General features: G+C 62.0%; 12 protein-coding genes. 6 read left to right on the forward strand and 6 right to left on the reverse strand.

Features of this window, described 5'->3' with window-relative positions; translation table 11 throughout:
* Positions 1–3: 3 nt before the first annotated feature.
* The 3 genes from AC5JJ2_RS26780 to AC5JJ2_RS26790 form a co-directional block, all read right to left on the reverse strand.
* Positions 4–1,617: a terminase large subunit gene (locus AC5JJ2_RS26780; protein WP_495861122.1), complete on the reverse strand. Its 1,614-nt coding sequence runs from the start codon at positions 1,615–1,617 to the stop codon at positions 4–6.
* Between the two features lie 222 nt (positions 1,618–1,839).
* The gene (locus tag AC5JJ2_RS26785) at positions 1,840–2,127 is read right to left on the reverse strand and encodes a hypothetical protein (RefSeq protein WP_495861123.1); all 288 of its coding nucleotides are present in this window, start codon (positions 2,125–2,127) and stop codon (positions 1,840–1,842) included.
* 415 nt (positions 2,128–2,542) lie between these two features.
* A complete protein-coding gene (locus tag AC5JJ2_RS26790; protein WP_495861124.1) occupies positions 2,543–3,490 on the reverse strand; it encodes a DUF3168 domain-containing protein in 948 nt (315 codons plus the stop codon).
* Positions 3,491–3,603: 113 nt separating this feature from the next.
* Between AC5JJ2_RS26790 and AC5JJ2_RS26795 the strand changes: the two genes are divergently transcribed.
* On the forward strand, positions 3,604–3,864 hold the full coding sequence (locus tag AC5JJ2_RS26795) for a hypothetical protein (protein ID WP_495861125.1): 261 nt from the start codon (positions 3,604–3,606) through the stop codon (positions 3,862–3,864).
* A gap of 47 nt (positions 3,865–3,911) precedes the next feature.
* On the opposite strand, the gene AC5JJ2_RS26800 is transcribed toward AC5JJ2_RS26795, so the two are convergent.
* Both AC5JJ2_RS26800 and AC5JJ2_RS26805 read right to left on the reverse strand, forming a co-directional pair.
* Complete coding sequence (locus AC5JJ2_RS26800) at positions 3,912–5,477, reverse strand: recombinase family protein (RefSeq protein ID WP_495861167.1); 1,566 nt, start codon at positions 5,475–5,477, stop codon at positions 3,912–3,914.
* On the reverse strand, positions 5,366–7,345 hold the full coding sequence (locus AC5JJ2_RS26805) for a ComEC/Rec2 family competence protein (RefSeq protein WP_495861126.1): 1,980 nt from the start codon (positions 7,343–7,345) through the stop codon (positions 5,366–5,368). Before AC5JJ2_RS26805 ends, AC5JJ2_RS26800 begins: the two co-directional genes overlap by 112 nt.
* A gap of 125 nt (positions 7,346–7,470) precedes the next feature.
* On the opposite strand from AC5JJ2_RS26805, the gene AC5JJ2_RS26810 reads away from it, so the two are divergent.
* The gene (locus tag AC5JJ2_RS26810) at positions 7,471–7,899 is read left to right on the forward strand and encodes a hypothetical protein (RefSeq protein WP_495861127.1); all 429 of its coding nucleotides are present in this window, start codon (positions 7,471–7,473) and stop codon (positions 7,897–7,899) included.
* A 6-nt stretch (positions 7,900–7,905) separates the two neighbouring features.
* Complete coding sequence (locus AC5JJ2_RS26815) at positions 7,906–8,106, forward strand: hypothetical protein (RefSeq protein WP_495861128.1); 201 nt, start codon at positions 7,906–7,908, stop codon at positions 8,104–8,106.
* A 15-nt stretch (positions 8,107–8,121) separates the two neighbouring features.
* Here AC5JJ2_RS26815 and AC5JJ2_RS26820 read toward each other — a convergent pair whose 3' ends face one another.
* On the reverse strand, positions 8,122–9,351 hold the full coding sequence (locus tag AC5JJ2_RS26820) for a PQQ-binding-like beta-propeller repeat protein (protein ID WP_495861129.1): 1,230 nt from the start codon (positions 9,349–9,351) through the stop codon (positions 8,122–8,124).
* Positions 9,352–9,549: 198 nt separating this feature from the next.
* Between AC5JJ2_RS26820 and AC5JJ2_RS26825 the strand changes: the two genes are divergently transcribed.
* The 3 genes from AC5JJ2_RS26825 (at position 9,550) to rpsF (ending at position 11,565) form a co-directional block, all read left to right on the forward strand.
* The gene (locus AC5JJ2_RS26825; RefSeq protein WP_495861130.1) at positions 9,550–10,194 is read left to right on the forward strand and encodes a 50S ribosomal protein L25; all 645 of its coding nucleotides are present in this window, start codon (positions 9,550–9,552) and stop codon (positions 10,192–10,194) included.
* Positions 10,195–10,286: 92 nt separating this feature from the next.
* Positions 10,287–10,937 carry an aminoacyl-tRNA hydrolase gene (gene pth / locus AC5JJ2_RS26830; protein WP_495861131.1) on the forward strand — a complete coding sequence of 217 codons (651 nt, stop codon included), beginning with the start codon at positions 10,287–10,289 and terminating at the stop codon, positions 10,935–10,937.
* Positions 10,938–11,049: 112 nt separating this feature from the next.
* Positions 11,050–11,565 (forward strand): 30S ribosomal protein S6, encoded by a 516-nt coding sequence (gene rpsF, locus AC5JJ2_RS26835; protein ID WP_495861132.1) that lies wholly within the window; start codon positions 11,050–11,052, stop codon positions 11,563–11,565.
* The last annotated feature ends 209 nt before the right edge of the window (positions 11,566–11,774 follow it).

An 11,774-nucleotide genomic window follows, 5' to 3' on the forward strand; every position in this document is an offset into this window, starting at 1 on the left:
GCGTCACCACAATTCGATGGTCGTACTCGGCTTCGGTTCCGCTTCGCCTTTCACCAGACCGGCCACGGCGATGATTAACGCCGTCATGGTGTCGATCTTCGCATCATTGGATGGCTTCGTCGGCGAGAGAAGTTCCCGGCCGACGGTCTTGGATTCGAGGTTCTGCACCTGCCAGTTCAACAGGCTGTCACCCTGGTGGGCCAGCTTCCGGTCATTCACCAAATCGCTTAATCTCCTCATTGGCGTGTTCGTGTGGGTCGCCATGCACACGAACGGCGTGATCGGTAAGCCTTCGGCCTGTAGGATCGTGAACGTATCGACGGCGTTGTGGGCGATGTCGATCCCGATGCTGCGCACGTTGTACTTCCGGGCGACTTCACGGACATAAGCACGCACGTCTTCCAGGTCTATTGCGTTGCCGGAATGCACCGTCAGTGTGCCTTCCTGCTCAAAGACCGTGTACCGTGTGGCGTTCTGGGCCTCCCGCTTCCGCACCGTCTCGATGCAACAGAACGAATGGTGAAGGACGTAGTAGCGGCCCTGGTGCGGGATGACGACGACCACGCTGGTCAGGTCTTGGGTGCTGGAAAGGTCGATCCCGACGTAGGCGTCCAGCCCGTCCAGGTCTGGGAACCCGCCCAGCGTGCAATCGGCCCACCTGTCGAGGTTGATGAACTGGTTGACGCTCGCCACCCACTCGTTCAACTTGAACTGGCGGAAGTTCAGTTCTTCGATCTTCGACCGCTTCGCCCGCTCGCTCCACGCCCGGAAGTCGTCCGCTTTCAAGAAGTGGCCCAAGCTGGGATTGCACCGCTTCCAGGTCTGTTCGGCGTGGATGTCGTCGTCCGGCTTGGCGGCGTACACCAACGGAAAGAAGCTGGTGTCTGCAATCAGTGAAGATTGCACGGCCTCGGCGTGCTTCCACAGGTCGTATGCCTTCGTGGTTCGATCCGTCCCCGCCGTCGTGATCGCCAAATAGAGCGGCTGATTCCGGCTCCCGGAACCCGTATCAACCGCCGTCCACGGGTCGTAGTTGTCCCAGAAGGCGAATTCGTCGGCGATGAAGCAGTGCGGCGGGTCGCCGAGTTGACCCCAATTTTCGTTACTGACGCCTTCCAGACGGCCACGCTTGGCCGGATACACGACCGTGTTCGTGGATTCCTTGATGACCGTTGCTGCCGCCAAGTCCCTGTTGCACTGGATCGTGTGGACGATTTCACTGAATACGATCTTGGTTTGCTTGCGTTGCGTTGCAGAAACGACGACGTAGCTGGCCGGTTCATTGTCCGCCATGAGCATGTAACAGCCGATAGCCGACGTGATGAAACTCTTCCCGTTCTGTCGAGGAATTCCTAACAGCCCTCTGGTAAACCTTCTGTAGTTGTCTGGCTTGATCCATGAGAACAGCGGGATGATTAGCTCGTCACGCTGCCACGGCAGTAGCTTAACGGTCTTCTCGGCCGCTAACCCTCTCGTCGGGCGCACGAACTTCTGGATGAAGTTCACGACCCGTTCGCCACGCTTGATGTCGAACGTGCCGCCCTGGTCGATGAACGCCTTGTCGGACTTCGTGCGGACGTACTGTTCCGGGATGTGCTTATGCTTGAGTAACTTCACGCATTATGTAGCTGCATATGACATCCTTTGCAGCACATCAAAAGATTTGATCTTCGCCGGTCGTGCGGCTTGTGGTTGATATGGTGCATGTGTTCCGAGAAGGCATCGTTACATAACTGGCAAATCGGGAACAGCCGTAGTAGCTCGGCCCGGATGATTTGATGCTCGCTGCCGTACCCTCTCTGGGTCGTGGTCTTCTTGTTCTTCGGGATGTGTGGCATGTTAAAACTCGAATTCTGGTCTATCCCCGTGGCGAATTTCTGGGCCTTTGCCCGGTAGTAGTCGGAACTGCTTCGCCAACGACGTGTAAGCCTTCACCGTGTCCAGGTAGCTCCTGGTCGTCGCCGATCCTTCCATCTTCCTCACCCGCTGCCACAGGTCGCACAACAAGATAAAACTGTCCTCGGTGGCGGATGTAAGAATTCCGTTGCTCACCAGCCCGTCACGGTGCTTGAGGTAGTATTCCTTTGCCGTCTCACCCAACCATTCGGGCGGTTGCTTCTTTGCCATGTTGTTCCTGCTGCTTGGAGTTTTTTGTTGATTTTTTCGAGCGAGAGCGGGCGGGTCAGCCCGCTACAGGCTCCAAAGTTTTTCATAGATCATCTTGACGTTCACCGCCCGTCTCCTACCATTCCGACAACACGCTAGGAGACAAACGAATGTCATCGAGAGGCGAAGTAATTACCGCCAAAAATCAGTTAAAGCGGGAACTGACAACGCAAGGTCTTTACAAGGACAAGGCAATTCAAGAACTATATGAGCGACTTATTGGCCTCAAGTTATCGGAAGCACACTTGGAAGTTATCATAGAGCTAATCCAGAAGGTACTTCATGTTGACCGTAAAGTACAGCAAAGAGTGCTTGTTACTGCGGTCAATGATGCTATCACCAAACACTTTCGAGAGAAGTCACGAGATCGATAAGTTTACTCTTCCTTGAACAAGATCGTGCCCGTCTGCGCACTGGTCGAGATGGACGTGGTGAACGTGCGTGTGCCCGTGCTGCCAGCGTCAATGATCTCGTCGTAGCATGTGCTGAGCTTGTTGCCACCCGCACCCGCACTTGCACCCGTTAGCCCTTCCGGGTAGGTGTGCGTGTGGTTGCTGGCCTGCGTGCTTAAGCACACGAACATGATGCCGGACGTGGTGGTGCTGGTCACGACCGGTGCGTCGTGGGTCGTCGTGCTGGTCGTCGTGGTGCTATCGCTATGGTCTACGGTAATGTTTGCGATGACCGAGAACGCCGTGGCCTTCAACGGGTTATCTGCAATCAGGCTGATCGTCACATCAGTTTCGTTGACGTATGCCTTGTGGATACACCAAAGGTCATTTCCGAGACTTGTTCGGGTCCATCCTGACGCCGTAGGATTCGTGTCCGTCGTTCTGAACAGGACGACGAGCGTGTCACCAGAAACGGCCGTCGGCAACGTGACAGCGTGACTGAATTCACCGTTGTTGTTGCTGTAGACCGTGCCCGTACCTCTGACCTGCGGCCCGCTCCTGGTCGTCGTGTCGTACCACACGTTGAAGGCTTGTTGGCCGTGATAGCCGGTGTCTTCTGGTGTCGTTTCAGTGGCTTGGGCGAAACTGCCCTTGATGTTGTTGCCCCGGTAGTAGTCCAGGGCGTTGTCAACGGCCGCTTGAATCGCAGCTACTTCGTAGAGCTTCGTGGCCCAGCATTCGACTTGCAACGTGTATCTGGTCAAACTCGATTTGCTTGTCAGCGTCGGGTTCGATGTGCTGTCGGTGATCCAGTAGACGAGGAACGGTAACGCTGTGTTCTCGGTCGGGACATCAGGATAAATCTTGTCGCCGACGAGAGCGGCCAAAGCGTCGTCGGCAGACAGGATGGCGTAAACGTCTTCTTGGATCATGCAGCTATTTAGTCACTTTTTGAACAATCTCAAAATTCACCTACTGACATCCAAAAACAATTCAGATGTGGTACTCTGCTGTCTCGCCCTATTCCTACTCAGGAGTGTTGAAAATGGCTACGCAGACAACTGCACACCGGACAAAAGGATTTGTCACGGTGCGGGATTCCAGTGGACGGATTTCAAAGATGGAAGTTGTCGAGGAAGCAATTCCGAACAACTATCCTCTTGAGGCAGAGATGCACACTTACTTCGTCGATGGCGAACAGCTTCATCGTCTTGATCCGCACACTTATCGAAAACTCGACCCTACTTCTGGCAGTGTGATTGAAACTTACGTTGTCGTGAAAGTTCCTGGCGAGATTTCGATATAAATTGAAGAGCCTCGGCTTCGCTTCTGTCCGAAGCCGAGGCTCTTTCGTTAACCTTGAATTCTGTCCAGGGCCATTCGATTTCGCTGAATTTGTTCTGCCGTATACGGCGTTTTGCTCCGTTCAGAAGTGGTGTCATACCACACAGGCCGTACAATTCCTGACCGCAAATAGATGTTGAGTTTGACGATATGGTCTACTACACGCACATCAATGCGGTCAATGAGAAGCAAAAGTCGTTGCCGTACTCGTTCCCGAAGTTCCCTAAGTTCTGGGCCGGTAGCGGAAGACAGCATATCCACCAACGATTTAGTTTCCTCGATACTCGGTCGTGATTGTTCCCGTTGCTTCGTTTCGATTTCTTGCGTCAGTTTCGTTAGCTTGACGTTCATCTCGGCCAGCTTGTTCATCACAGTTGGCACATCGGCTTCGTAGTTTTCCAATTGGTCTGCGACAGCCTTGATCCGTTCTTCCATCAACTTCTTTCGTGCCCTCAGTGCATCGACACTATCATCCTGATCTTCCGCTTGCACTAAATCGGATGGACTTAGTTCGTGTACCCAGCGGAGGATTATTTCCTCGAAACGGTCATAGCGTATGGCGATGTAAGGATAGTGCCCTTTCCATCCCTTGAAGCTGGCTAGGTACTTGTAAGGATGAACTCCACTCTTTGTTCTCTTGGGCTTGCTTAAGAAGATCATGTTGCAGTCGTGTTCGGGATACCGGACGATGCCTGTGAACAGGTTGAGGAAGTCGCCTCGGCGTCCTCTCTTGTTCTTCCTGCTCACCATGTCGTCCTGCGCCCGGTCAAATGTCGTTTGGCTGACAATCACCGGGTAGTAGCCCTGAATTGCCACTCCCTTCTTGATCTCTTCGCCGTAGAGGTTGGTCGTCAATTCACCGAGTACACGCCGGTCCCGTAGAATCTGCCAGATGTACTTCTGCGACCAACCGCTCTTGAAGGGTTTGATGTCTTCCGCAACCAGCTTCCGCATGATCGACTGGATTCCGTAGCCTTCGATGCACCACTTGAAAATCTTTCTCACCACTGCCACCCTTTCCGGTATCGGCTCAAACCTCCCGCCGACGAGCCGGTTGTTCACCATCTCGTAATCCACGGCCCGAAGCCAAGCCGGACAGATGCGGTTGAGTAATTTCCCGTCTGCCGCCTCCTTGTGCTTCTGCTGCCAGTTCTGTCGGGCACGATCTGCTTTCTTTGCCGATTCTTCGTGAGCAAGGTAGAACCGCCAGATAAGACCCATCAGTCCCATTGGGTCTTCAAGGGCTTCTCTGGTGTACAGCTTCCTTTCGATGACGGAGTAGATGTCGCAGCCCGCTTCGAGAATCTTTCTCGCCACGTCTACGGACGCCATGATCTTGTCCCTTGATAAGCGGTCAAGGTCTTCGAGGATCAACACAGGCTCTGCTTCGAGTTGGCCCGTTTCCAGTGCGACCAAGAAGAGAGATAGGTCGCCCTTCTTCCTGTTCTTCCCACGGAACGCACTCACGCCGCAGTCCCGATAAGTTCGATCCTGTAGTTTCCAGTCGAACTGGTTGCAGATGCCTTCTGGCCTTTCGCTTTGCCGCCGCTGGCTGTCGCCCTTTCTCTGTTCCAGGGTGCTAAACCGTAGGTAGCTGTAAGCGGCCCGCTTCGCCTTCGCCATGTTCGTTTCTCCCGGTATGCGAGGGTATGGCGTGTACCGCTGGTTGTCAAAAGCATTTCCAGCACGGTACACCCGCCATGGCCGACGGACAGGAACGTCACGCGGAGTTCGTCCGTCGGTTGTCGCGGCACGCCGACGAGGCCGAGGCCGAGCCACGCGAGGAGCAGCAACAGCAGCCGTCGGTCCGCGAGCAGCACGCCGGCGACGAGGATGAGGTAGAAGCCGACGGCCCACCAGGCCGGCGGCGTCGGCACGTAGACGCTACCGCCGGGCAGGCCGTCGGCCCACTTCACCAGTTGATCGCACCACGACAGGCACAGGCCGGTGACGAACCCGAGCGGTGGCACGGGGCCGACGATCAGCAATAGGAAGCCGGTGAGCAACGCGACCGACGTGAGGACGACCAAGATCGGGCCGACGAGGACGCCGACGGGCGGCACGACGTTCTGCCGCAACATCACGAGCGGGGCGTTCGTCACCGTCAGCACGAGCGTGATGCCGTAAGCGACGAGCAGCAGCCGAAGCGCCCCGCGGAGCAGCTTCTCGAACGTCGAGCGCGACTCCGCGAGGAGGTTTTCGAGCGGCGTGCGTTCCCGCGGGGCGAACCAACGGGCCGTGCCCCAGAACAGGACGAACACGGACAGGAACGACAACTGACACCCGGCGGTGAACGGGTCGGTCGGGTTCCACGCAATCACGACGAGCCACGCCAACGCGAAGGCGTTCGCCGTCAGCACCGGCCGCCGCAGGAGGAGGCCGCCGCAGCCCGCGACGACCATCACCGCCGCCCGCACCGCCGACGGCTTCAGCCCGGTGAGGACGGCGTACCCGACGACGAGCGCGATGACGACGAGCGTGCCGCGCCGCCGGCGGACGCCGACGAGCCGCAGCGTCCACCAGACGAAGCCCGCGAGGATGACGAGGTGCTGGCCGGAGATGGCGAGGACGTGGACGACGCCGGTGCGGGCGAAGGCGTCCCACTCGTCGCGGTCCATCGCGGAGCCGTCGCCGAGGAGCAGCGCCCGCGCGAGGCCGGCTTCGCGGGGCGGGAACGTATCGTCGAGCAGCTTCGTGAAGTATCCTTGCAGCCGGGCGAGGACGGCGAAGGTCCGCCCGCGGACGTCGAGGTGGGTGATCGCGTCGTCGGCCTTCGACACGCGGAGGTCGCCGCGGACGCGGTCGTCGAGCAGGTGGTCGGCGTAGTCCCACTCGCCGGGGTTGCCGGGCGGGAGCGGCCGCGAGAGGAGGCCGACGACTTCGACCTCGTCGCCGACGCGGACGGCCGCGAACGGCTCGCGGTCGGCGGCCCCGACGACCTGCTCGACGGTCAGCCGCAGCCGGCCGCTCGCCGGCTGCCAGTTGCCGGAGGCGTCGCGCAGCTCGGTGACGGCGAGCACCGTCACCGCCCGGTCCACGCGGCGGGCCGGGCCGAACGTATCGGTGTTGGCCCGCCGCACCGTAGGCGGCTCGTCGAGGACGCCGCGCACGCGGACGAGCGCCGGCTGCGTGTCCACGACGCGGCCGATGTCGTCCGGCGGGAAGCTGTTCCGATGCAGGTGATGGTGAACCGCCGCCAGCCCCGCGACGCAGAGCCAGAGGCCGAGTTGGGCGAAGTCGCGGTTCCGTCCGGCGAACCACGCGACCAGCCCGGCGATTGCGGCGAAGAATTCGAGGTGCAGTGAAAGTGAGAGGAAGCGATCCGCGACGAGGCCGACGGTGGCGGCGAGGGCCAGCGGCACGAGCGGCGCGGCCGCGAACTCCCGCCACGGCGCGGGCCGGGGCTTGGGCGGCGGGTCGGGTGTGGGGAGGCCGTCGGACATGCCTCTGTCATATGGCGGGGTTGGAGACGAATTCGAGAAACTGTTGACGCGGTCGCCCGCGATCTGGACAATCGGAAACCGTCGGTTCCCGATGCTTTTTGTGATTCCGGCCCGAGGGCACAGACATGGCCGAGCCGGCGTTCGTCGTGCAACACTTCTTGACTTGTACCTCGGCCTCGCCGAATCCGGGAAACCTGCCGAACGTTGCCTACAACCTTGCCAACGTCAGCTACACCTACCGCCTCCCCGCGACCGTCGCGCGGGCCGCACGGATTCGGGCGTTCGCCCTCTACGCCCGGTTCATCCGCACCGACGGGACCGACGGGATCGTTCCGTTCTCCTTCGACATGGTTCACATCGACCACCGCGGAACGGAGCAACTGGTCGCCCGCGGAACGCTCGACCCGGTCGATTTCCCTGCCGGGCATCCCGTGATTAACGTAGTATGGAAGGTATCCGACCTCGCGATCCCCGGCCGGGGGTTGTACGAGATTCGGCTGGCCGGCGGGACCGCCCGTCGGCCGCTGGCGAGCGAGTACCTCCGATTCGAGTGAACCGTCATGCGTGCCAACCGAGATGGGAACCGCGTCGTCCCGATGCCGGGGCCGGAAGCCAACCGCACGCTCTCCGCGCGGGCCGTCGAGTCGTTCGTGCCCGCGGTCGAACCGCTGCCGGTCGTGGACGTGGAACCCGTCGAGTACGATCGGAAGGCGGCCCCCGTTCCGGCGGACCCGCCGACGCCGGCCGCGAATCCCACGTAATCGCGTACCGCGGTTCTACTTCTTCGCCCGCACGTCGTAGCAGTACAGCTGGTCGCCGGACCGGACGTAGAACAGCCCGTCGCACACGACCGGGTGCGCCCACAGCGGGCCGGACTTCTTCGGCACCTCGAACGAACTCACCTCCTTGTACCCGTCCGGCGACGCGTCCACCAGCGACACGACGCCGTTGTCGTAGTGGAAGTACAGCCGCCCGTCGGCGTAGGTCACCGCCGCGGAGCCGCGGCCCGCGCCGCCGCGGGACCGCTTCCACATGACCTTGCCGGTCTTCAGTTCGGCGCAGAACGGCGCGCCCTGGTCGTCCGTGTCGCCGTACACGTAGTCGCCGACGCGGATCACGCCGCCGTGCTTGTTCGTCAGCTCCCGCTTGTAGTAGACCTCCTTCGCGGAAACCTTCCCGCCGGCCGCGGTCAGTTTCATCAACGACGCCCCGCGGCCGTACCCGATGCTGCTGAACACGAGGTCATCGACGACGATCGGCGTCGGCACGTTGGCCGTGTTCTCGCCGAGCTTCTCGTGCGTCCACAGCACCTTGCCGTCCGTGCTAATGCCGACGAGACCGCCGTTGAACAGCTGCACGTAATGCTTCACGCCGCCGACCTCCGCGACCACGACGGACGAGTACCCGGCCTCCACGTTCTTCGTCGGGATCGGGCACTTCCACACCACGTCACCGGTCTTCTTGTTGAGGGCGAGCATCGTGGCGGTCTTGCCGCCGGGCGTGACGATGACGTTGTCCCCGTCCACCAGCGGCGACTCGCAGTAGTTCCACCCGCCCTTCTGCCCGCCGAAGTCGTTGAGCAGGTTGTGGCCCCAGACCTTTTTTCCGGCCGTGTCGATGCACGCGAGGTCGCCCATCTGCCCGAGGGCGAAGACGAGGTCGCCGTCCACCGTCGGCGTGCTGCCGAGGCTGCCGCCGGCCTCGCCGACGGGGGAGGTCCACTCGACCGCCCCGGTCTTGCGGTTGACCGCGACGAGGTTGGTTTTGTTCCCCTTGTTGCCGAGGGTGTAGATGCGGTCGCCGGAAATGCTGACGGACGAGAACCCGTCGCCGAGGCCCTTCGCGGTCCAGACGAGCGGCGGCCCGGCGGCCGGCCACGTCTGGAGGAGGTTCTTGTCCTTGGCGACGCCGTCGCGGTCCGGCCCGCGGAACTGCGGCCAGTCGGCGGCGGTACTGAGTACCGCGTACTGGGTACACAGTACGGCGGCGAAGAGGCGGCGGGTCATCGGGAGTGCCCTGTGAGGGTGGGAGCGTGGCTTTCGATCCTACCAACCCGCGGCCCGACGGTCACGCGCGAAGGTTCGCGGCCCGCGACTTGCCGGCGGCGGCCCCGCGCCGCATAATCTCAGTTCCGAAATTCCGGGCCGACGAGGGTAGCGGGAACAGGTCCCGCGAGAGTAGTCGGCCCCGAAGGAACCGAACACATGTCCGTCACCGTCTCGCTGGCCACCGAGCCGCGAACCGGCACGGGGTCCCGTGCCGCGTACAAGCTCCGCAAGGCCGGCCGCATCCCCGCCGTCATCTACGGCCACAAGGAAGCCGTCGTTCCCGTCACCGTGGACGCGAAGGAACTGCACCGGGCCATCGTCAACCAGCACGCCCGCGTCCTCGACCTGAAGGTCGGCGGCAAGACCGAGACGGTCCTCATCCGCGAACTCCAGTGGGACCACCTCGGCAGCGAGATGATCCACGTGGACTTCGCCCGCGTGTCGAAGGACGAGAAGGTCAAGGTCATCGTCCCGGTGAAGCTGAAGAACGCCCCCAAGAGCATGGGCGGCGGCGTCCTCGACCAGCCGTTCCACCAGGTCCACATCGAGTGCCTGGCGGTCGCCATCCCGGACGACATCACGATCGACATCACGAACCTGACGATGGGCGAGCCGATCCACGTCAAGGACCTGAAGCTGCCGGAGGGCGTGAAGGTCCTGGAAGCGCAAGAGGCCGTGGTCGTGCAGCTGAAGCTGCCGGGCATGGAGGCGGCCGCCGCCGCCCCGATCGCCGCCGACGCCGCCGCGACCGGCCCGGAAGTCATCAAGAAGGAGAAGAAGGTCGAGGACGAGGAGGAATAGTGGCCAGCGGTCAGAGATCAGAAGTCAGAGGTCCGTCAAGGCCCGACTTGGTTTTCTGACTTCTGATCTCTGTCCTCTGACCTCTGTTCAACATGAAAGTCGTCGTCGGCCTTGGGAACCCTGGTGCGAAGTACGCCGGCACGCGGCACAACGTCGGGTTCGAGGTGATCGACTACCTCGCCGGCGGGCCGGGCGTTGGGCCGTTCCGTCAACAGTTCAACGCCCTCGTCGCCGAGACGACCGAGGGCGGGGACAAGGTGCTGTTACTAAAGCCCGACACGTTCATGAACCTGAGCGGCCGGGCGGTCCGGGCGGTGACCGACTTCTACAAGGTCCCGCTCGAAAACCTGCTGGTCGTCAGCGACGACTTCAACCTGCCGCTCGGCAAGCTGCGGGTGCGGGCGAACGGCAGCCACGGCGGGCAGAACGGCCTGCGGAACATCCAGGACCAGCTCGGCACGGACGGCTACGCCCGGTTGCGGATCGGCGTCGGCCAGCCGGACCCCGGCGAGGCGGTGGACTTCGTGCTGTCGCGGTTCAAGCCGGGCGAGCGGGCGGCCGTCGAGGACGCAGTCGCGAAGGCGGCCGCGGCCGTGCTGCTCTGGCTGCGGCAAGGGCTGACGGCGTGCATGAACACGGCGAACGCCGGCGAGCCGAAGCCGAAGAAGGAGAAGCCGCCGCGGGCCGAGAAGAAACCAGAGCCGGAGAAGAAGCCGGCCGACGGCACGAACAAAGACGAATGATCGATTCACGGTTGCTCCCCGTGCCGCGGGTACGGGGTCCGCGGGGCGTTCCCGTGAGAACCGAGGTAACCACTCTCAACACCGTTGAGAGCCACTACGAGGTCGAACTGCAATGGCGAACGTCCTGTACGAAACCCTGTACGCCTTCGACGCGACGCGGATGTCCTCCGAGGGCGACGCGATCAAGCTGGCCCTCCGGCACAACCTGGAGAAGTACGGCGCGGAGATCGTCGTCGAGCGGCCGTGGGACGAGAACGGCAAGCTCGCGTACCCGATCAACAAGCAGAAGAAGGCGTACTTCTACATCGTCTACTACAAGATGGAATCGACCAAGCAGGGCGAGCTGGAAGCCGACCTGCGGCTGAACGAGAACCTGATCCGGCACATGACGATCAACGTCGATCCGAAGTGGGCCGACCAGGTGCTGGAGACGGCCCGGAGCGAGAGCAGCCGGTTCGCGCTCAAGGGGATGCAGGACGACTCGGCGGCGCTGGGCGAGGGGATCATCAGCAACGACCCGCTGGCCCGCGGCGAGGCGGTGGACGGCGGCCCGGCCCCGGCGGCCGCCGGCGGCCCGCCCCGCGGCGGCCGCGGGCGGCGCGACCGCGGCGACGAGAAGCCGGAGTAATTTCCCCGCTACCGACGTTCCGGCCGGTTTTATTCCCTCTCCCCCGGCTTTGCGGGGGAGAGGGTTAGGGTGAGGGGGTGAAACCTCCCTCACAGGGGAGGAGCGTTTCTCCGTCCGGGAGGCTCGGGGGGGGGGCGCCCCCCCCCCCCCCCCCCCCCCCCCCCCCGGCGGCGCGGGGGGGGGCGGACCCCCCGCCGGCCCCGGCCGCC

The sequence above is a fragment of the Limnoglobus sp. genome, assembly GCF_059499385.1.